This window comes from Streptomyces sp. CWNU-52B (assembly GCF_047444975.1).
GTDB lineage: Bacteria > Actinomycetota > Actinomycetes > Streptomycetales > Streptomycetaceae > Streptomyces.
This window is the reverse complement of sequence record NZ_JBLFJV010000008.1, coordinates 85,220-103,915: the sequence shown is the minus strand read 5'-3', so window position 1 is coordinate 103,915 and position 18,696 is coordinate 85,220. Positions and strand designations below refer to the sequence as shown.

At 69.5% G+C, this 18,696-nt stretch carries 19 protein-coding genes; 8 read left to right on the top strand and 11 right to left on the bottom strand.

All coding sequences use genetic code 11. The features are described 5' to 3' along the window. Nucleotides 1-65: 65 nt before the first annotated feature. Nucleotides 66-1,037 carry a response regulator transcription factor gene (locus tag ACLVWQ_RS11320; protein WP_414108220.1) on the bottom strand — a complete coding sequence of 324 codons (972 nt, stop codon included), beginning with the start codon at nucleotides 1,035-1,037 and terminating at the stop codon, nucleotides 66-68. A 215-nt stretch (nucleotides 1,038-1,252) separates the two neighbouring features. Next, on the bottom strand, nucleotides 1,253-2,014 hold the full coding sequence (locus ACLVWQ_RS11315; RefSeq protein WP_414108219.1) for a phosphoglyceromutase: 762 nt from the start codon (nucleotides 2,012-2,014) through the stop codon (nucleotides 1,253-1,255). 154 nt (nucleotides 2,015-2,168) lie between these two features. On the opposite strand from ACLVWQ_RS11315, the gene ACLVWQ_RS11310 reads away from it, so the two are divergent. Continuing rightward, on the top strand, nucleotides 2,169-3,470 hold the full coding sequence (locus ACLVWQ_RS11310) for an MDR family MFS transporter (RefSeq protein ID WP_414108218.1): 1,302 nt from the start codon (nucleotides 2,169-2,171) through the stop codon (nucleotides 3,468-3,470). A 41-nt stretch (nucleotides 3,471-3,511) separates the two neighbouring features. Here ACLVWQ_RS11310 and ACLVWQ_RS11305 read toward each other — a convergent pair whose 3' ends face one another. Further along, the gene (locus ACLVWQ_RS11305) at nucleotides 3,512-3,820 is read right to left on the bottom strand and encodes a 4a-hydroxytetrahydrobiopterin dehydratase (protein WP_414108216.1); all 309 of its coding nucleotides are present in this window, start codon (nucleotides 3,818-3,820) and stop codon (nucleotides 3,512-3,514) included. Then, complete coding sequence (locus ACLVWQ_RS11300) at nucleotides 3,786-5,075, bottom strand: Twin-arginine translocation pathway signal (protein WP_414108215.1); 1,290 nt, start codon at nucleotides 5,073-5,075, stop codon at nucleotides 3,786-3,788. Before ACLVWQ_RS11300 ends, ACLVWQ_RS11305 begins: the two co-directional genes overlap by 35 nt. A gap of 344 nt (nucleotides 5,076-5,419) precedes the next feature. Between ACLVWQ_RS11300 and ACLVWQ_RS11295 the strand changes: the two genes are divergently transcribed. The 3 genes from ACLVWQ_RS11295 (at nucleotide 5,420) to ACLVWQ_RS11285 (ending at nucleotide 6,991) form a co-directional block, all read left to right on the top strand. Then, nucleotides 5,420-5,644: a hypothetical protein gene (locus ACLVWQ_RS11295; RefSeq protein ID WP_414108214.1), complete on the top strand. Its 225-nt coding sequence runs from the start codon at nucleotides 5,420-5,422 to the stop codon at nucleotides 5,642-5,644. Next, complete coding sequence (locus ACLVWQ_RS11290; protein ID WP_414108213.1) at nucleotides 5,644-6,105, top strand: hypothetical protein; 462 nt, start codon at nucleotides 5,644-5,646, stop codon at nucleotides 6,103-6,105. Before ACLVWQ_RS11295 ends, ACLVWQ_RS11290 begins: the two co-directional genes overlap by 1 nt. 70 nt (nucleotides 6,106-6,175) lie before the next feature. After that, a complete protein-coding gene (locus tag ACLVWQ_RS11285) occupies nucleotides 6,176-6,991 on the top strand; it encodes an aminoglycoside phosphotransferase (RefSeq protein WP_414108212.1) in 816 nt (271 codons plus the stop codon). Between the two features lie 344 nt (nucleotides 6,992-7,335). Here ACLVWQ_RS11285 and ACLVWQ_RS11280 read toward each other — a convergent pair whose 3' ends face one another. Further along, nucleotides 7,336-7,794, bottom strand: a complete 459-nt coding sequence (locus ACLVWQ_RS11280; protein ID WP_414108211.1) for a DUF2000 family protein — start codon at nucleotides 7,792-7,794, stop codon at nucleotides 7,336-7,338. A gap of 49 nt (nucleotides 7,795-7,843) precedes the next feature. Between ACLVWQ_RS11280 and ACLVWQ_RS11275 the strand changes: the two genes are divergently transcribed. After that, nucleotides 7,844-8,668 (top strand): AraC family transcriptional regulator, encoded by an 825-nt coding sequence (locus tag ACLVWQ_RS11275; protein WP_414108209.1) that lies wholly within the window; start codon nucleotides 7,844-7,846, stop codon nucleotides 8,666-8,668. On the opposite strand, the gene ACLVWQ_RS11270 is transcribed toward ACLVWQ_RS11275, so the two are convergent. Both ACLVWQ_RS11270 and mshA read right to left on the bottom strand, forming a co-directional pair. Then, complete coding sequence (locus ACLVWQ_RS11270) at nucleotides 8,640-9,146, bottom strand: YbjN domain-containing protein (protein ID WP_414108208.1); 507 nt, start codon at nucleotides 9,144-9,146, stop codon at nucleotides 8,640-8,642. The genes ACLVWQ_RS11275 and ACLVWQ_RS11270 overlap by 29 nt on opposite strands. After that, nucleotides 9,139-10,476 (bottom strand): D-inositol-3-phosphate glycosyltransferase, encoded by a 1,338-nt coding sequence (gene mshA / locus ACLVWQ_RS11265; RefSeq protein ID WP_414108206.1) that lies wholly within the window; start codon nucleotides 10,474-10,476, stop codon nucleotides 9,139-9,141. Before mshA ends, ACLVWQ_RS11270 begins: the two co-directional genes overlap by 8 nt. A 492-nt stretch (nucleotides 10,477-10,968) precedes the next feature. Between mshA and ACLVWQ_RS11260 the strand changes: the two genes are divergently transcribed. The 3 genes from ACLVWQ_RS11260 (at nucleotide 10,969) to ACLVWQ_RS11250 (ending at nucleotide 15,383) form a co-directional block, all read left to right on the top strand. Next, the gene (locus ACLVWQ_RS11260; RefSeq protein ID WP_414108205.1) at nucleotides 10,969-11,778 is read left to right on the top strand and encodes a class I SAM-dependent methyltransferase; all 810 of its coding nucleotides are present in this window, start codon (nucleotides 10,969-10,971) and stop codon (nucleotides 11,776-11,778) included. Nucleotides 11,779-12,061: 283 nt separating this feature from the next. Continuing rightward, nucleotides 12,062-13,153, top strand: a complete 1,092-nt coding sequence (locus ACLVWQ_RS11255; protein ID WP_414108204.1) for an NlpC/P60 family protein — start codon at nucleotides 12,062-12,064, stop codon at nucleotides 13,151-13,153. A gap of 604 nt (nucleotides 13,154-13,757) precedes the next feature. Continuing rightward, entirely contained in the window at nucleotides 13,758-15,383 is a 1,626-nt protein-coding gene (locus ACLVWQ_RS11250) for a PP2C family protein-serine/threonine phosphatase (protein ID WP_414108203.1), read from the top strand. Nucleotides 15,384-15,527: 144 nt separating this feature from the next. Here ACLVWQ_RS11250 and ACLVWQ_RS11245 read toward each other — a convergent pair whose 3' ends face one another. From ACLVWQ_RS11245 to ACLVWQ_RS11230, 4 genes are all read right to left on the bottom strand, one after another. Next, nucleotides 15,528-15,869, bottom strand: coding sequence for a DUF2516 family protein (locus tag ACLVWQ_RS11245; RefSeq protein WP_414108202.1), 342 nt, complete (start codon nucleotides 15,867-15,869; stop codon nucleotides 15,528-15,530). 146 nt (nucleotides 15,870-16,015) lie between these two features. Beyond that, nucleotides 16,016-16,618, bottom strand: coding sequence for a hypothetical protein (locus ACLVWQ_RS11240; protein ID WP_414108201.1), 603 nt, complete (start codon nucleotides 16,616-16,618; stop codon nucleotides 16,016-16,018). Between the two features lie 177 nt (nucleotides 16,619-16,795). After that, on the bottom strand, nucleotides 16,796-17,329 hold the full coding sequence (locus ACLVWQ_RS11235; RefSeq protein WP_414108200.1) for a helix-turn-helix domain-containing protein: 534 nt from the start codon (nucleotides 17,327-17,329) through the stop codon (nucleotides 16,796-16,798). Nucleotides 17,330-17,502: 173 nt separating this feature from the next. Further along, entirely contained in the window at nucleotides 17,503-18,252 is a 750-nt protein-coding gene (locus ACLVWQ_RS11230) for a hypothetical protein (RefSeq protein ID WP_414108199.1), read from the bottom strand. Between the last annotated feature and the right edge of the window lie 444 nt (nucleotides 18,253-18,696).

Here is an 18,696-nt window from a genome sequence, read left to right as displayed (position 1 = left end):
AAGGAAGCTGTGAAGGAAGCTGTGAAGGGAACTGTGAAGGGAACTGTGAAGGGAACTGAAGGGGCTCAGCGCGCGAGGTGCCTGCGGACGTCCTCGGCGACCTGCTCCCGGGTGGTCATCCCGTACTTCCGGTAGATGTTCTTCAGATGCGTCTTCACGGTGTTCGGGCTACGGCCGATGTCCGTGGCCATCTCCTGGGTCCCCAGCCCGTTCACCAGCAGCACCGCCACCTTCTGCTCCACCTCGGTCAGGGAGAGGAAGCGCCGTTCGGGTCCCTCGTCGGCCCGCAGTGCCATTTCGATCAGTTCGGTCTGGGTCTGCTCGCAGAGCCGGACGATCTCCTCGGAACACCGCCGGCCCGCCGCTTCCTCTGCCGCCTCCACCATCTGCCGGGCGAGGCGGTGGATCTCCGACAGGCGGGCGTTCATGTGCTCGACGACATGGTCCGACGTGAGGGTCCGTGAGACGCCGCCGCCGGGAAGCAACAGGAGAAGAGCCTCGGTGTCCTCCTTCTCCCGGGCCAGGAGGCGCGCCAGTAATCGGGTCAGCCACTCGAAGGAGCGAACGGCGTTGTCGTCGAAGGCGTTCGACGTGTAGCTGTGCATGGAGACCATTCCGAACAACCGCCCGGGGGAGCCCTCTTCGGTCCGGAACATCGGAACCGTGACCGCGTCGGCCGACCTTCTGCGGGTGTCCCCGAACGAGACACCGGCGTTCAGCGCGGCGCCGTTGTCATAGGCGAAGCGGTAGGTCTGCCGGTGCCTGACCAGCCAGTCCGTCTGCCCGCCCGGTCCGTAGGTGTGGGAGGTGGGATCGTCGAAGACGCCTCCCTCGTAGCCGTACGGAAAGCGGACGCGGTTGGCGCCGTGCAGCAGCGCCACGTAGAAGGAGTCGAAGGGGGCCAGTTTGGCCGCGGTCGCGCGGACGTAGTCGTACAGGTCGTAGCGCTCGCGGGCGAGCCCCTCGGTCATCTTGTGATACGCCTCGTGCAGAATCCCGATGCTCTTGGCATCGAGCCTCGTCGGAACGTCCCCCATGTGCGGTCCCCTTGACGACACGACAACCCGGTGCCCCCATAGTGCCCGCGCACCACCGGCCCGTCACGCGCCCCGACCGGGATGCACACCACCGGTCTCACCCCTCCCCCGCCGAGGTCCCAGAGCTGGCCCACAGCGGACCCACAGCAGGCCCAGGACAAACGACAGCCCCTGACCTGCACCATGCGCGCAAGTCAGGGGCGTGCTCGCTTTTCCTACTTCTTCTTGCCCTGGTTCTTCACGGCCTCGATCGCCGCCGCCGCCGCGGCCGGGTCCAGGTACGTGCCGCCCGGGTTCACCGGCTTGAAGGACGCGTCCAGTTCGTACGCGAGCGGGATGCCCGTCGGGATGTTCAGGCCCGCGATGTCCGCGTCCGAGACGCCGTCGAGGTGCTTGACGAGGGCGCGCAGCGAGTTCCCGTGGGCCGCGACCAGGACCGTGCGGCCGGCCAGGAGGTCGGGGACGATGCCGTCGTACCAGTACGGGAGCATGCGGACCACGACGTCCTTGAGGCACTCCGTGCGGGGGCGCAGCTCCGGGGGGATCGTCGCGTAGCGCGGGTCGTCCGACTGGGAGAACTCCGTGCCGTCCTCGAGGGGCGGCGGCGGGGTGTCGTACGAGCGGCGCCACAGCATGAACTGCTCCTCGCCGAACTCCGCGAGGGTCTGCGCCTTGTCCTTGCCCTGCAGCGCGCCGTAGTGGCGCTCGTTCAGGCGCCAGGAGCGGTGTACGGGGATCCAGTGGCGGTCCGCCGACTCCAGCGAGAGCTGGGCGGTGCGGATGGCGCGCTTCTGGAGGGAGGTGTGGACCACGTCGGGCAGCAGGCCGGCGTCCTTGAGCAGCTCACCGCCGCGGACTGCCTCCTTCTCGCCCTTCTCGTTGAGGTTGACGTCCACCCAGCCGGTGAACAGGTTCTTCGCGTTCCATTCGCTCTCGCCGTGGCGGAGGAGGATCAGCTTGTACGGTGCGTCGGCCATGGCCCCGAGCGTAATCGAAGCATCCGACGGCTCGCTCGCCCACCCTGAAGCCGCCCGCCCCGACTCGCCCCGGATAATCGAGTGGTCACCGTCGGACTCAGCCTCGTAAGGTGTGCCTGCGATACGCGCCACTTACAGGTACCTGGGGGTCCCGATGCCACTCACGTCCATGAGACGTGCCGCCCGCGAGACCGTCTCCGGGCTCCCCCGCGAGTTCTGGTGGCTGTGGACCAGCACCCTCGTCAACCGGCTCGGCGCCTTCGTCGCCACCTTCATGGCCCTGTACCTCACGCTCGACCGCGGCTACTCCGCCTCGTACGCCGGGCTGGTCGCCGCGCTCTACGGGCTCGGCGGAGTGATCTCCTCGCTCGGCTCCGGCGTGATGGCGGACCGGCTCGGGCGGCGGCCCACGCTCCTCATCGCCCAGACGTCCACCGCCGTCTCCGTCGCGCTGCTCGGCTTCATGCACGACCCCGTCTCCATCGCGGGCGTCGCCTTCGTCGTCGGCATGGCCAGCAGCGCCTCCCGCCCCGCCGTGCAGGCGATGATGGCCGACATCGTCAAGCCCGAGGACCGGGTCAGGGCGTTCTCGCTCAACTACTGGGCGATCAACATGGGGTTCGCCGTCTCGTCCACGGCGGCCGGGTTCATCGCGGAGGCCAGTTACCTCGCCGGCTTCCTCATCGAGGCCGGGATGACGCTGATCTGCGCGGTCGTCGTCTTCGTGAAGCTGCCCGAGTCGCGGCCCGAGCAGGTCCACAAGGTGGCGGGCGAACCCGAGGTGGGGCTGCGGACGGTCCTGCGTGACGGACGTTTCATGAGCGTCGTCGCACTGTCCTTCCTGGTGGCGCTGATCTTCCACCAGGGCTACGTGGGCCTGCCAGTGGCGATGGGCACGGCCGGGTTCACGTCCGCCGACTACGGGCTGGTGATCGCGGTCAACGGCGTCCTGATCGTCGTACTCCAGATCCCGGTCACCCGTTTCATCCAGCACCGGGATCCACGGCGGCTCCTCGTCGTCTCGTCCCTGCTCGCGGGGTACGGGTTCGGGCTCACCGCGTTCGCCGGTTCGGTCGGCTTCTTCGCGCTCACGATCTGCGTCTGGTCCCTCGCCGAGATCGTCAACGCGCCGACCCAGACCGGCCTCGTCGTCCGCCTCTCCCCCACGCACGGCCGCGGCCGGTACCAGGGCATGTACACGATGTCCTGGTCCGCCGCCTCCCTCGTCGCGCCCCTGATGGCCGGTTTCGTCATCGACCGGTACGGGGCCGAGTGGCTGTGGGGCGCGTGCGCGGCGGTCGGCACGGTGGCCGGCCTGGGGTACGGGCTGCTGATGCGGCGCCTCCCGGACGAGGACCCGACCTCGTCTCCGACCTCGCCCCCGGCACCGGTCACGGGCTCGGCACAACAGCCGGAGGCCCCGGTGTCGAAGCCTCGGCCTGAGCAAGCGGCTTGAGCCTGAGCAGGTGGCTTGAGCCTGAGCAGGCGCCCCGCCTTCTATTCCGCTCCGTGGGCCGCCGCGATCCCGTCGATGCGGCGGGCCAGGTCGAAGTCGGCCTCGGTCAGCTTGTGACCGGCGTCGTGCGTAGTGATCCCGAACCGCACGCTCCCCCACCGCAGATCGATGTCCGCGTGGTGGCCGATGAGCCGTTCGACGTCCGCGACATGCACGAGCAGCGCGACACCACCGTGGTAACGGATCTTGAACGTCCGGGTGATCTCGTCCTGCACGCGCTGCCATTCCGGCAACTCACGCAGGCCCTCTTCGATCTCAGCATCCGTCAAAGGCGTGGGCGTTCCTGACATGTCGTCCCCTCGTCGTCACGGGAGTCAGAACTTCCGCCAGTTTCCTCCCCACTGGCGCATCGGCCCATGGCCGCATGGCCTGCTCCAAGGTCCTCAATTCCCGCTTCGTGCGAGCAGATCCAGTCTCCACGGCAATCTGTACGGCTTGGCCGCTGATCTCCACAGCCTGCTCAGGCTCCGCCGCAGCGGCGGATGCCACTGCGTACCGTGCGAGATACACCCCACGATCACGGCGCGCAGTGGTCGGCACGCTGTCCAGTACCTGCCTCCACATCTCACTCGCATCGGCGCCCAGCCCCAACCGCCCGTAGCAAGTCGCCCTCTGCACTTCCAAGTACCCGGGTGTGCGACGACACGCGTTACCCCAGGCCAGATCGTCATCAACTCGGTCGAGGAGTCCGGCCGCCTCGTCGATCAGCTGATCCACAGACCGACGATCGCCGAGGAGACTGGCACCATGGGCGCGCTGCTGTAACGCCATGACACGGACTTTCGGCGCCAAACGCCGCCCTTCCTCCAAGGCTGCGTCGCACAGATCCACGACCCCGCGTCCGTCACCCAGGTCGGTACGTACCTGAGCGTGGTTGACCAGCGAGTACCCGATGAGGTGCGCGTCACGGGATCGGACCGCGCTCTCATGCGTTACCCCTCGCCAAAACGCCGCCGCGCCGAGATCTCCCGCATCCTGGTAGAGCCAGCCCACAAGGGCCGCGTAGGCGGCTCCGACTCGGAGCAGACCAAGGCGCGTCTCACCTTGTGCTGCGCGCACGAGCCGATCGATCAACTCGTATTGAGCCGAGACGGTTCCGATGAGGTCATGTGGCCCCAGGAGCATGTCAGCGCGGTAGTGGCCTTCCAACTGCTCCTGGAAGTAGGTGATCAACGCCGGGTCCACGTGTCGGGGCGGGGTCGGTCCCGCGACGAGGGCGGCTGCGGTTGCCGACACGAAAGCCCGACGTTCCACGCTGCCCTCGCCATCCTCACCTCGTCGTTCGGTGCCAACCCATCCCTCCGGAAGCTCGAACCCAAGTGCCTCTGGCCAGACGTCGAATACGGCATGCAGGGCAACCGCGTAGTCCTCTCGTGGCCAGCCCGGCTTGGGAGATTCCCAGCGCCTCCAGGTACGCGGCGACACTTCGAAATACGGGTCGCCGAGGGCTTCACGCCCTGCGGCGGAAACCCCTCGCGCCGCGGCCTCGCCAGATCGCCACCCGCGTTTGAGGCGGGCTGCTCTCAGCACCTCGTTGCTGCTCATAGGCGGATTCTGAGGCGTCAAGCCGTCTCCTCCCGCACGTGGCCATGTAGTGGCCGCCGAGTGGCCGCACTCCGACCTAGTTGCCGATGCCTCTGCAAGACCATCATCCCTGGAGGAACAGAGACTTATCCCGCAAACACGGAACCGAGTATCAGATACCAACAAACAGACCCCCGCAACCGCGCTGCACGCGGCCCGGGGGCATGGCCCACCTGGGAAAGCAGGTAGACGTGCCGCACTGTATCGCCCTCCTCTGCACGCAGTTACTGCAACTGCTCCTACCCCCGCGTGGCCGGCACCGCGCAGCCGCACGCCCTGCCGGCGGTCCGCCCGAGGTGCCCCAAGTGACCGTGCGCGGCCCCGCACCCGTCCGCCGCCGGGCGCCTCACGCCCACACCGGCCGCCTCCGCGGCGAGGACTCCGCCCTCGTACGCCCGTACGCCCTCCCCCTCGACGAGTGGCGGCACGAAAAGCAGCGGCAACGCCACCGGCGCCGCGCCCTCTGGCTCGCCACCCACGGCATCGACATCGGCCCCCACCTGATCCACGGCATGAAGGTGGCCGCGTGATGAGCGAGTCCGCCCCGTCCCCCACCGATCAGGCAAGCGCAGCGAACCCCGGGAACGCCATGTACCAGCCGCACCGCATCACCCGCCTCCTCCCCTGGTCCGGCCCGGAGGGCAAGCCTTGCTACCTCCTCACGGACGGCGAAGGCGGCCATCTCTCCCGGATCGCCGACAACATCGAGTCCGTTCAGCTCGGGATGGGCCGTGAGCTGCTCGGCCACGCCCGTGCGCTCAGCGCCGACCCGAAGACGGGGGTCGTCGAACTCCGTTACCTGTCAGCCCGGTTGACCGAGTCGCTCCAGGACGTCCTCCGCGTCGCCGAGAGCCGCGGGGCCCGGCTCGCGGGGCCCCGCGGCGACGATGAGGAAGAGGACGCCCACGGCCAGGACCTCGACCTGCGACCCGCCGCCGGCCCGGCAGCACCCCTGGAGGGCGAGGGGCGGCCCTCCGACCTCCAGGCATGAGCCGCCCCCACCCGCAAATAGGGTCAGGGCGGCTCGTCGTCCACTCTCCAGGAATCTCCAGGAACCCCACATGCCCGTAGACCGCGTTCACTGGGACGACCTGCCGCTCGCCGCGCGCGACGCCATCCAGCAGTACACCGGCCCTGTACTTCGTACGACGACCGCCGAGACCGGCGCCAACTCCGGCATCGCCGCCACCCTCCACACCGCCGACGCGTCCCTGTTCGTCAAGGGCATGCCGATCGATCACCCGCAGGCCCGAACGCAGCAGCGCGAGGCCGCGATCAATCCGCATCTGCCACCGTCGTGCCCCCGCCTGTTGTGGCATGTGCAGGCCGTCGGATGGGACCTGATCGGATACGAGCACCTCGTCGGCCGCCATGCCGACTACGCCCCCGGCTCCCCCGATCTGCCGCTGGTCGCCCACGCCTTGGACGAGCTCCAGAACACACCGTGTCCCGACACCGAGTTGAAGCGTGCCGAGGACCGGTGGAGCGGCTACGCGGGCGCCGTCGGTGTCGGTGTCGAGCAGCTCGTCGGCGACACCCTGTTGCACACGGACCTCGCGCCGCACAACCTGCTCGTGACCGACCGTGCCCACCTGATCGACTGGGCATGGCCCACCCGTGGTGCGGCATGGATCGACCCCGCCGTGCTCGTCCTGCGGCTCATGGAGGCCGGCCACGCCCCGGAAGCCGCGGACGCATGGGCGCGCGGACAGTTCCCGTCGTGGGCAACCGCCCCGCACCCTTCCGTCGCCGCGTTCTCCGCAGCGAACGCCCGGGTCTGGGACGAGATCGCTCGCAACGATCCCCAGGACTGGAAGAAGCAGATGGGCCGACTCGCCCACGACTGGGTGACCTACTGGCACACACAAGTCTCGTAGCACCATGCGATGGAGGGTCCTGGGTCCCGCACAGTGATCGACCTTGACCACGAAGCCCCCCGGCCGAAGCACCACGCCATCTCGGCACGAGCACAAAGCAGAACACGGTGAGCGCCGCGCTCCGAGAGGCCGTCGATCAGCGTCGGCATGCCGAGGCTGTGGAACGGATGCGGCAGCTGGTCGCTGAGGGAGAGATCGATTCTCGGTCATCGAGGAGCTCCGCGCACTCCCAGGTCCGGCGCTGTGACGTACCAGAACCGGTATCAGTATCGGTACCAGAACCGGTGTCGGTATCGGACGCCTGGCCGGCGGCCCAACCGCCTCGTCGGCCCGGCCGCCGGAGGTCAGTGGTGCATCCGTGCCCCCTTCACCACCTTGTCCACCGCGTTGCGCGGCCCGTACACCGCGAGGCCCACCAGGTCCAGCTCCGCCGTCGGTACGGCTCGTACCGCCGCGCGGTTGTCGCGGTCGTTGCCCGTGGTGAACAGGTCCGAGGTGAACAGGGCGCGGGGCAGGGCACGGGAGAGGGCCTTGCCGTGGGCCGACGTCAGGGTCTCCTTCGTACCCTCGAAGACCAGGACCGGCTGGCGGAACATCGGCAGGTACTCGACACCGTCGGCGTCCTCGTACGGCTCCCCGACCACCTCGGGGACCGACGGGCCGAGGCCGCTCACGAGGAACGCGGTCACGTTCAGCCGCTGCCACGGCTCCAGGTCCTCCCGCAGCAGGACGACGATCTTGGTGTCGAAGCGCACGGGCGGTTCGGTGTGGGCTGGGTCCGCGGGGAGGTGTTCGGCGTTCATACGCTGAGACTGCCGAGCCGCGTACACCTTCGTCTTGTACGTTCTTTGCATGGTGGCCCAGCGTGAAGTCTCCGCATGGCGCCCGAGTGTGCCGGGTGTCGTGGAGGTCTTCCACGCGCACTTCACGGAGTACGCGTATCCGATGCACGTGCACGACGCGTGGACCCTGCTGATCGTCGACGACGGCGCGGTGCGGTACGACCTCGACCGCCATGAGCACGGCACCCCGGACGGCACGGTCTCGCTGCTCCCGCCGCACATTCCGCACAACGGCTCGCCGGTCACCCCGTACGGCTTCCGCAAGCGCGTCCTGTATCTGGACCTGAGCCGGCTCGACGAGACGTACATCGGTGCGGCCGTGGACACCCCGGAGCTGCTCGATCCCGTGCTGCGGCGGCGCGTCGGGCAGTTGCACACCGCCCTCGCCCACCCCGGTGACGAGCTGGAGGCGGAGAGCAGGCTGACCCTGATCGGCGAGCGGTTGCGCGGGCACCTGCGGCCCGGGGGTGCCAGGGACGACACCGAGGACGGCCGGGGCGCCGACCATCCGCTCGCCCGGCAGGTGCGTGAACTCCTCGACGAGCGGCTCGTCCAGGGCGTGACCCTCCAGGAGGCCGCCGGTCTCGTGCACGCGCACCCCGCCCACCTCGTACGGGCCTTCAGCGGCGCCTACGGCATAGCCCCGCACCAGTACCTGATGTCACGGCGGGTCGAACGGGCCCGGCGGCTGCTGCTGGAGGGGCGCACTCCGGGCGAGGTGGCCGCGGAGACCGGCTTCTACGACCAGCCCCATCTGAACCGCCACTTCAAACGGCTGGTCGGCGTGGCCCCCGGGCGCTACCGCGTCAGCTCGAACCGCTGGTCAGGTGGCTGAACGCGGCCAGATTGCGGGTGGACTCACCGCGTGACACCCGCCAGGCGTACTCCTTGCGGATCGCTGACGCGAAACCGAGTTCCAGGAGCGTGTTGAAGCTGCCGTCGGCGGCCTCCAGGACCGAGCCGAGCAGCCGGTCGACCTCGTCGGTGGTGACGGCGGCCAGCGGGAGCTTGCCCGCCACGTAGATGTCGCCGAGCGGGTCGACGGCGTACCCCACGCCGTACAGCTTGAGGTTGCGCTCCAGGAGCCAGCGGTGCACCGCGGCCTCGTTCTCGTCCGGGTGCCGGATCACGAAGGCGTTGAGCGACAGGGAGTGTCTGCCGACGATCAGCGAGACCGTCGTCGACAGTTTCCGCGTACCGGGGAGCTTCACCACGAAGTGGCCGGGCTCCGGACTCTCCCACTCCAGTTCGGCGTCCTTGAGGAACTCCTCGATGGTCCCGCCGGCACCCGCCGTCCGCTCCGCATCAGCCATGGTGGGAGCGTACGTGACGGCGGTGTTCGTGCATCGCCGCCGTGTAGACGTCGGCCGTGGCCGCCGCGGCCGTGTCCCAGCCGAACGACTTCGCGTGCCGGGCGGCGGCCGCGCCCATCCGGTCCGGGAGCGCCCGGTTGTCGGCGAAATCGCGCAGCACGCGCGCGTAGTCGGCGGGATCGTGTCCCTGCACCAGAAAGCCCGTCTCCTGGTGGCGGACCGCCACCGGAAGGCCGCCCACCGCGGCCGCGAGGACCGGGGTGCCGGCCGCCTGTGCCTCTATGGCGACGAGCCCGAAGGACTCGCTGTAGGAGGGCATCACGAGGACGGACGCGGCCCGGAACCAGTCCGCGAGCTGCTCCTGGTCGACCGGCGGCCGGAAGCACACCACGTCGGCGATGCCCAGGCGCGCGGCCAGTTTCTGCAGCCCCTCGGGCTTGGCGAGTCCGCTGCCGCTCGGGCCGCCCACCACCGGCACGATGATGTTCGAACGCAGCTCGGGCCGCTCCTCCAGGAGGACGGCGACCGCGCGCAGCAGCACGTCGGGCGCCTTCAGGGGCTGGATGCGGCCCGCGAAGAGCGGTATCAGGGCGTCCTGCGGGAGCCCGAGCCTGGCACGGGCGGCGGCGCGTCCGTCACCGGGGCGGAAACGGTCGAGGTTCACGCCCGGATGGACCACCGCGACCTTGCTCTGCTCGGCCTCATAGTGCCGTACGAGTTCGTCGGCCTCTTCCGCGGTGTTGGCGATGAGGCGGTCGGCGGCACGCACGATCTGGGTCTCGCCGATGACACGCGCGGCGGGCTCGGGAGCGTCGTCCACGGCCAGAGCGGCGTTCTTGACCTTCGCCATGGTGTGCATCGCGTGCACCAAGGGGGTGCCCCAGCGCTCGGCGGCCAGCCAGCCGACGTGCCCGGAGAGCCAGTAGTGGGAGTGCACCAGGTCGTAGTAGCCGGGACGGTGACCGGCCCAGGCCTGCATCACGCCGTGCGTGAAGGCGCACAGCTGGGCGGGCAGGTCCTCCTTGGCGAGTCCTTCGTACGGGCCGGCGTCGACGTGCCGGACCAGGACGCCCGGCGCCAGTTCCACCTTGGGCGGCAGGGCCCCGGTGGTCGCGCGCGTGAAGATCTCGACCTCGATGTTGATCGCGGCGAGACGCTGGGCCAGTTCCACGATGTAGACGTTCATGCCGCCCGCGTCGCCCGTGCCGGGCTGGTGCAGCGGTGAGGTGTGCACGGAGAGCATCGCGACACGGCGCGGCCTGCGGTGCAGGCGAAGCCTTGAGGACGCCGCCGTCGAGCGTCGCCCGAGCATGCTCACGTACTGACTCACGTGGCGTTCCTCTTTCTACGGATTCCCTGGACGACTACAAGCGACTACGAGCGACTACGAACGATTGCGAAGCGACTACGGACAGCTACGGGTGACTGCCGGTGACCACTGGCGACTACTGGCGACTACTGGCGGACCAAGGATGATCACTACCCGTGATCTCTTGGGCCGCACTGCGGGCATACCGGTGAACGGGCGTGGATTGCCCGTCAAGTCGTGGAACACCGGAGGGTTCCGCTCCATTTCCTCTTTGCCGAATCATTGCCGGAGCTCGCTCAACCGTTCGAGGGCGTATTGCGTACGGACCACTCCGCGAGGTGGCCGACCCGCGTACTTCAGCCCGCCCGGCGTTCGAGGAACGAGGCTGTGCCGTTCAAGCTGTGCCGTGCAGGGCCGTGCCGTGCAAGCCGACAGCGGGGGTCGGTGGCGGCAGCCCCCGGAGTCCCGCACCGACACGGAGTTCCCCCCACGGCACCGCCTACCCTTGACCCCATGAGAGCCCGCGCAGCGACCCCCGTGGGGACGGTGACGCGCGGCACCACCAACCCGAACCGCCTCCGCCGCATGGACCGCTGGATCGCGGCCACCCACGGCGCCGAACTGCGCCGCGCCGAGGACCCCCTGGCGGTCGACCTCGGATACGGCGCCGCCCCCTGGACCGCGGTCGAGCTGCTCCAGCGCCTCCGTACCGTCGCTCCCCGCGCGCGCGTGGTGGGCGTCGAGATCGAGCCGGCCCGGGTCGCGGCCGCGAAGCCGTACGAGCGGGACGGCCTCCGGTTCCGGCACGGCGGCTTCGAGATCCCGCTGCCCGCGCGCCCGTCGCTGATCCGCGCTGCGAACGTCCTGCGGCAGTACGAGGAGGCCGAGGTGGCCGAGGTGTGGGCCCGGCTGTGCGGGCGTCTGGCACCGGCGGACGCCGGCTCGCGCGGCGGGCTCCTCGTCGAGGGCACGTGCGACGAGATCGGCCGGCGGCACGTGTGGGTGGCGCTCGGCCCCGAGGGCCCGCGGACCGTCACCTTCGCCACCCGGCTCGGTTCCCTGGACCGCCCGTCCGACCTCGCCGAGCGCCTCCCCAAGGCACTCATCCACCGCAATGTGCCGGGTGAGCCGGTGCATGCCTTCCTGCGCGACTTCGACCGCGCGTGGGCGGCCGCCGCGCCGTACTCCTCCTACGGCGCCCGGCAGCGCTGGATCCGGGCGGTCCGCGACCTGGCGGCCGACTGGCCCGTCGTGGACGGGGCGGCGCGGTGGCGGCAGGGCGAAGTGACGGTGCGGTGGGAGGCGTTGGCGCCGGGGGCGTAGGAGCGCCTTCAACGCCCGGCACGTATGCCCGTACGACCGGGAACGATCTCGGTGAGTCGTTCGTCACATTGGCGGGGAGCGCGAAACGCATCGTGACCGAGCAGGCATCGAGCAGACGTCGAGCAGGCATCAAGTGGGCGTCGGGGGGAGAGAACAGCAGGGTGGGGACGGGTGAGCGGGGGGAGGGAGTTCTTGCCCACCTCTGTCGTATTGCGCGCCGACATGGCACCATCCCCGAGGCGTTCGTACGTTACTGACGGTAAATCAGTTTGGGGGTCGGTTCATGGGATCCGGTGCACGGAGCCTGACCACTACGGCCATGGTCCTGGCCTGCGCCGCGACCATCCTGGCCGCGCCTGGCATGGCCCACGCGGCCCCGAAGCCGACACCGACCTCCACGGCGGCCCCGTCACCCGCCCCGGGCACAACGCCCGTGAGCACCAAGGACCTTGAGGCGATCCGCGAGAAGCTGGACGCGCTCTACCACGACGCGGCGGTCGCCACGGACGCGTACAACCTCGCCGAGGAGCGGACCGAGAAGCAGTCCACGCAGATCGTCGGGCTCGCCCGCGAGATCGTCGAGGGCAAGACCCGGCTGGACCGGCTGAAGGAGCGCATCGGCGCCGCGGCCCGCGCCCAGTACCGCGTCGGCGGGCTGCCGGACGAGGCCCACCTGATGCTGAGCGACGATCCGCAGGACTTCCTGGAGGGCGCGGGCCGGGTCCGCCAGGGCGAACAGGCGACGAAGGGCCTGCTCGCCGAAATGCGGCGCACCCAGAAGGACTTGGAGCAGTACGCGCGCGACGCGGCGGCCCAGTGGCGGAAGCTCGAAGCCAACCGCGAGACGAAGGCCGAGTCCAAGAAGAAGATCAAGAAGCAGATCGCCGCCGCCGAGAAGCTCGAGTCGCAGCTGGAGAAGGAGGAGAAGCAGCGCCTGGCGAAGCTGGAGCAGCAGGCCGCGTACGAGGCGCAGACGACCTGGCTGGACTCCGGCATCCTCGACGAGATCAGCGACAAGGCCTCCACGCAGGGCAAGAAGGCCGTGGAGTACGCGACGGCACAGATCGGCAAGCCGTACGAGTGGGGCGCCGAGGGGCCGAAGACGTACGACTGCTCCGGACTCACCTCCGAGGCGTGGTCCGCCGCCGGGCAGGGCATCCCGCGCACCTCGCAGGAGCAGTGGAAGCAGCTCGACCACGTCGCCGTCGAGGCCATGCGCCCCGGCGACCTCATCATCTACAACTCCGACGCCAGCCATGTGGCGATGTACATAGGCGACGGCGCGATCATCCACGCGCCTCGCCCCGGTCGTACGGTGACGATCGCGGGGGCGGGTTCGATGCCGATACTCGGGGTTGTACGACCCGACAAGTGAGGCCCTGATCGGTTCTCGGCTTGCCCCATGGCGGGGCTGTCCGGTGGCGGTCGACAGTCGGCGGTCGGCGGTCGTCCCGTGGTGGTGGGCGGCTGGCGGTGGCCCTGGTGGTGGCTGGCGGTGACCCTAGGCGGTTGACGGTTGACGGCTGGGGCGCGCGCTCCTTCGAACGCGCTGCCCGGATGTGAGTACGCCCTGCCACTTCACAGGCGCCGTACGTCACTTCGGTGCGCCGGTCCGGCCGGCCGGAGGTGGGCATTCGAGGCATTCACCATATGGAGGGAGACTTGTCGCTTTGGTTCCGCTCCCCGGCTCCGGCCCGCGCCGGCACGGCAGAGCGGCGGCGGCGAAGTGACCTGCCGCACGTGACACGCGGCACGTCCGGACGCCGCGCTCAACCTTCCCGGCGTGATGTACGTCATCCCGTACAAGAGCACATCCTGCCCAATTGCGGTACAGGATGCGGCATATGACGGCGGCTGTTTTCCACGCGTCCGGCCTGCCGCCATTCCTTTGTGACGGCGCCTGACGCTATGGTCCCCGTCGGTGGATCGAGATCCCTTGACCCGCCATGCCCTCAGGGGGAGGGAAGGAACCCAAGACGATGCCCGTACCCGTACCGCGGCAGAGAGCGATCCCCGCCGTGGAAGGTGGACAGGCTCACGCCGCGTCTCCATCCGGTGGACCGGCACAGTCGGCGCCCGCACCGGGCGACCTGTCCGGCACACCAGGCACCCTGTCCGGCCAGGAGCCGTCCTCGACGAGGATCGGCGCCGACGTCGGCGCCTCTCACGGCGACGACACCGCCCACGACGACTCCGGTCACAGCGACATCGACCACGACGACTCCGACCACGATCTCGATCTCGACCTCGACGACGGCGCTCAGCACGGCGGCGCCGCGGGCAGCAGCACAGCCGGCACCGCCCCGCTGACGCTGCTCGTGATCGAGGACGACCCGACCGGCGCGCTGACCGTGCCCGAACTGCGGGACGCGACAGGCAGGCGGATCCGGGTCCGTACCGCCCGCAACCTCACCGAGGCCGAGCGGCTGCTCACCGACGGCGTCCAGTGCATCCTGCTCGACCTCGCACTGCGCACGCCCGGCCCGGCGGCCACGGCCGAGGAGCCGGAGGTGGCGCAGGAGGCCGACGACGAGCTGGCCACGCTCAAGCACGTACTGCGGCTCGCGCCCCGGCACGCCGTGCTCGCGCTCACCGCGCCCGACGACACCGAGCGCGGCGCCGAAGCGGTGCGCGTCGGCGCCCAGGACTATCTCTTCCACGACGAACTGGACGGCCGGCTGCTGAGCCGCGCGATCCGTTACGCGGTGGAGCGCAAGCGTTCCGACCGGGCCGAACGACGGCTGACCGAGTCCAGGCTGCACGCGCAGGAGAACGCGCGGCTGGAGCGCGGGCTGCTGCCCACGCCGCTCCTGAAGGGCTCCTCGCTGCGGTTCGCCGCGCGCTACCGGCCCGGCCGCTCGCGCGCGCTGCTCGGCGGCGACTTCTACGACACGGTCCGCACCCCCGACGGCACCGTGCACGCCATGATCGGCGATGTCTGCGGGCACGGCCCCGACGAGGCCGCGCTCGGCGTGGAACTGCGGATCGCGTGGCGCGCGCTGACCCTCGCGGGCCTGTGCGGGGACCAGCTGCTGTCGACGCTCCAGCAGGTCCTGGAGCACGAGCGCGACAGCGACGAGATCTTCGCGACGCTCTGCACGGTGGACATCTCGCCGGACGGGCGCCGCGCGGGCCTGTGCCTGGCGGGCCATCCCGCGCCGCTGCTCTCACGCCCGGCCCGCTCCCGGGCCCTGGTCGGCGCGGACGGTACGGACGGTGGGGACAGTGGGCGCGGTGCGATCGGTGTGGACGGTGTCGACCCCGTAGGCGGGATCGGGGCACCGCCGGTCGCGCATCTGCTGCCGTACGAGAACGGCGGCCCGGCGCTCGGTCTGCTGCCGAACGCCCGGTGGCCGCGCCAGCAGGTGGAGCTGGGCGGCGAGTGGAGCCTGATGCTCTACACGGACGGCTTGATAGAGGGCCGTACGGGTGAAGGCAGGGAGCGGCTGGGCCAGGACGGGATGGTGGACATGGTCCGCCGTCAACTGGCGCAGGGGCTGCGCGGCGAGGAACTGCTGCGGGCCGCCGTGAACGAGGTACGGGACCTCAACGGCGGAGAGCTGACGGACGACGTGGCGGTACTGCTGCTGGATCGCGTGGCGTAGAGCGCGACAGCTTGCTTCCGGGGCCTGCTTCCAGGGCTTGCTTCCGGGGTGACCGGGCGGCCGCCCTGTTGTTGAGCCCGGGTGGCCGCCGTTTCGTGGGGCCCGGGCCCGGGTGACTCTTCGCCGGCCCGGGTCGGGGCCGGCTCAGCGCCCGCCGTTGTAGGGCCCGTACGGACCGTCGCTGCTGCTGCCGCCCCGGCGGCCGCCGCGTCCGCCGCCGGAGACCTGCTGGAGGGCGGGCCGGACGTCCACGAAGAAGACGATCGTGGCGACGAGGCCGGCAATCTGCAGGAAGATCATCGGGACCAGCAGATTCACGGCCACCGTGACGCCGAGGATGATCAGCCAGAACATCTTGCTCTGCTTGTTCGCGGCGCGGTAGGCGTCGTCGCGAGCCAGCCCGGCCATGACCAGCGCGACCACAGCCAGCACCAGCATGGCGGTGAAGAGCAGCCACATGAGGCCGCCGAATGCCGTCAGGAGCACTTTGCCCACCACCCGAATCGAGTCGTCGTCCCTACGCGGTCACCGTACCCGCAGAACGGGCCGGGAACTCCGATAGTGCCCGGAGCGCCCGACCCGTTCGTGTGACACGGATTCGCTGTCATGACGTGCGTCTGCGCGTCAGACCGCTACTTCGCCGGCGGCGTCGACTTCTTGGCCGGGGCGGTGGTCCTGCGGGCGGTCGGAGCCTTCTTGACCGGGGCCTTCTTCGCCGGGGCCGGGGCCGGGGCGGCCTTGGCCTCGACGGGCTTCTCGTCCTTGACCTCGACGGGCTCGGGGCTCGGCTCGACGGCGACGGCCAGCTCCTCGATCTCCTCGGCGGCCTCGCCACGCCAGGTCTTCACGGTCTGCTCGCCGCGCTCGGCGACCTTCTCGTACGTCTCGCGGGCCTTCACGGCATACTCGGCGGCGACGCCGACACCGCGCAGGGCGAAGTCCTGAGCCGTCTCACCGATCTTCTTCAGGTCGGTGTCCAGGGTGCTGATGATGTCGTTCACCTTGGTCTGAAGGGTCTCCTGCGCCTCCTTGGCGCGGGCGGTGGCCTTCTCCTGAACGGCGTTCGGGTCGATGTTGCGAACGGCGTCGACCCGGGCCGGCGCCTCGGCACGCAGCTGCTCGACGATGGCCGGCACCTTCTTCGCCTGCTGGATGGCCAGGTCGGCGGTACCGGCGGCGAAGTAGAGGGGGGTCGGGTTGTTGAAGGTCTTACGCAGGTCGTCGGTGATGGCCATGGTGATGGTCCTCCCGGAATAGCTGTCGCGTGGAGCGTGAGGGTTTGGTCTGTCGGTAACTCCGCCGTGGGCGACCGGCCCGTTCGAACGGGGCTCAGTGACGCCGCGCCCGATTGCACCGGGCTCGGTCAGCCGGCGGAGGACTGCTGGTCATGCGGATGGTGCTGGTCGTTCTGGTCATGCTGGTCGTGCCGGTGGTTTCTGCGAGGCAGCGCTGCCGTCGGCCGTGCGGGCCTTGTCGACGACGGTGTCCACGGTGTCCGCACCGTCCGTCACGTCTATGACGGCCGATACGTCGGCGGCCACGTCTGAACCACTCTTTACGTCTCCTGCGGCCAGAACGTCGTCGACGGCCTTGACCTCGAACCCGTTCTCCTTGCGGAAGGACTCGTAGATCTGGAGCAGCACCTGCTTCTGCCGCTCGGTGAGCGTCGGGTCGGCGAGGATGACGGCACGCGTCTCCACCTCGTCCCGGTCTCGCTCGGCATCGAGGATCCCGGCACGGACGTACAGCGTCTCGGCGGAGATCCGCAGGGCCTTGGCGACCTGCTGCAGCACCTCCGCGCTCGGCTTGCGCAGCCCGCGCTCGATCTGGCTCAGATATGGATTGGACACCCCGGCGGCCTCGGCGAGCTGCCGCAGACTCAACTGCGCGTTGCGCCGCTGATCCCGCAGGTACTCACCAAGGTTGCCGACGTTGAGCGTTGCCATGCGCCTACCCTGCACCACCCTCGCTAACTATTGCAAGCACATGCTTGCAATAGTGCGCTACGCCACGTGTTGAGCCTGAGCACAACAGGTGTCGTGTTGTCCGTTCCCGGGGAACGTGGCGAAGTCCCACCAGTTCTGGCGATGGACTTGGCGGAGTCCCACCGAGCCGGCGTCTACTGGGTGGCTGACCAGTCGGCGCTGACCTGGTCAGCAACGGAGAAGTTGGTTTCGCAGTCCGGGCACGTCGCGTGACCGAATACGTGGGTCAGCATGTGGGCTACCTCGTGGTGACCATCGGAGAGTGCGATGTCGTGGAGGCGTCGGCCGATGCCGTCCAGGTTTGCCGGGTTCGCCGGCAGCAGGGGCCTCGTCTCGACATCGTCGCCCGAGAGCGCGTAGTCCTCGCTGGTGGAGAAGAATCCTCGCTCGCCGAGAACGATGAACAGGCCGGTCTGACACCCGGGGCAGTCGACCTCGTACTCCTCATTGCCCAGCCCCCAGGCCAGATCTTCGCTCCAGCCCACGACGCCCTCGAAACCCAGCATGGCTTCCAGCAGGTGGATGTAGTCGGCGCGATCGGATGCCATCCGGAGCTGCTGGTTCACTGCCGCCAGGAGGCTCTCGACCTCCGCGGCGTGCTGCGCGCGAACATCACCGGCCCCGTGCGGCTGCTCGGCACCTGCCATGATCGCGCCTGCCAGGGCCAGGGCATTCACCGCTTGCTCTCGGTCGTCACTGCCGGATACGGCAGCAAGCCAGGGCAGCGCCGCAAAGCTGGCCGAGTAGACGCTGCCCTGGTGGCACAGCGCCGACCACAGATCGCTCCAGAGCTCGGGCTTCGGTTCCAATGCGATCCGGTCCAACAGGGTCGGTATGTCGTCCGCCGAGCCGTAGGCGTGGCTGAGTTGCGACCAATCCGTCATGCGGGGATCCAACCAGGTCAATTTGCCGGTCCTGGCCCCGGCTTCATCCTCATGAGGGGTCTCACCCCAGATGATCTGGCGGATTCCCGGTGTTGCTGCACAGTTGCATGCATGGGGCCGAGGGCGGAGGGGTTCGATGTCGGCTGGCGTGATGCCGGGGGTGAGTACCACAGCCGCTGGAGGAGGCATCGGTGGAGTTCGAGGCGGGCTGCCGGTGCGCGGCTTCCCGTCGTACCGCGGTCAGCGGAACATCCCGGGCCTGTAGGGGATTGCTGGTGGACCGCCGGCCTCTGGACCGGGTCGACGAGCGGTCGGCGGCCGAGTTCACCGTGACGCGGCTGGCTTGTGAAGCGGTGGGCCGGGCGGAGTCGTTCACCGACGCGGTGGCCGATGCAGCAAGCGCGTACGAGGTAGCCGCTCAGGGCCAGGCTCTTCGCACTCACC

Bases quoted from the DNA above. Each gene is read 5' to 3' on its own strand.
- ACLVWQ_RS11250 (WP_414108203.1), top strand. From the start codon at position 13,758: ATGCCCGTACCCGTACCGCGGCAGAGAGCGATCCCCGCCGTGGAAGGT.
- ACLVWQ_RS11300 (WP_414108215.1), bottom strand. From the start codon at position 5,075: ATGAGCAGCAACGAGGTGCTGAGAGCAGCCCGCCTCAAACGCGGGTGG.
- ACLVWQ_RS11285 (WP_414108212.1), top strand. From the start codon at position 6,176: ATGCCCGTAGACCGCGTTCACTGGGACGACCTGCCGCTCGCCGCGCGC.
- ACLVWQ_RS11280 (WP_414108211.1), bottom strand. From the start codon at position 7,794: ATGAACGCCGAACACCTCCCCGCGGACCCAGCCCACACCGAACCGCCC.
- ACLVWQ_RS11260 (WP_414108205.1), top strand. From the start codon at position 10,969: ATGAGAGCCCGCGCAGCGACCCCCGTGGGGACGGTGACGCGCGGCACC.
- ACLVWQ_RS11275 (WP_414108209.1), top strand. From the start codon at position 7,844: ATGGTGGCCCAGCGTGAAGTCTCCGCATGGCGCCCGAGTGTGCCGGGT.
- ACLVWQ_RS11230 (WP_414108199.1), bottom strand. From the start codon at position 18,252: ATGACGGATTGGTCGCAACTCAGCCACGCCTACGGCTCGGCGGACGAC.
- ACLVWQ_RS11255 (WP_414108204.1), top strand. From the start codon at position 12,062: ATGGGATCCGGTGCACGGAGCCTGACCACTACGGCCATGGTCCTGGCC.
- ACLVWQ_RS11235 (WP_414108200.1), bottom strand. From the start codon at position 17,329: ATGGCAACGCTCAACGTCGGCAACCTTGGTGAGTACCTGCGGGATCAG.
- ACLVWQ_RS11310 (WP_414108218.1), top strand. From the start codon at position 2,169: ATGCCACTCACGTCCATGAGACGTGCCGCCCGCGAGACCGTCTCCGGG.
- ACLVWQ_RS11305 (WP_414108216.1), bottom strand. From the start codon at position 3,820: ATGTCAGGAACGCCCACGCCTTTGACGGATGCTGAGATCGAAGAGGGC.
- ACLVWQ_RS11270 (WP_414108208.1), bottom strand. From the start codon at position 9,146: ATGGCTGATGCGGAGCGGACGGCGGGTGCCGGCGGGACCATCGAGGAG.
- ACLVWQ_RS11290 (WP_414108213.1), top strand. From the start codon at position 5,644: ATGAGCGAGTCCGCCCCGTCCCCCACCGATCAGGCAAGCGCAGCGAAC.
- ACLVWQ_RS11315 (WP_414108219.1), bottom strand. From the start codon at position 2,014: ATGGCCGACGCACCGTACAAGCTGATCCTCCTCCGCCACGGCGAGAGC.
- ACLVWQ_RS11320 (WP_414108220.1), bottom strand. From the start codon at position 1,037: ATGGGGGACGTTCCGACGAGGCTCGATGCCAAGAGCATCGGGATTCTG.
- ACLVWQ_RS11240 (WP_414108201.1), bottom strand. From the start codon at position 16,618: ATGGCCATCACCGACGACCTGCGTAAGACCTTCAACAACCCGACCCCC.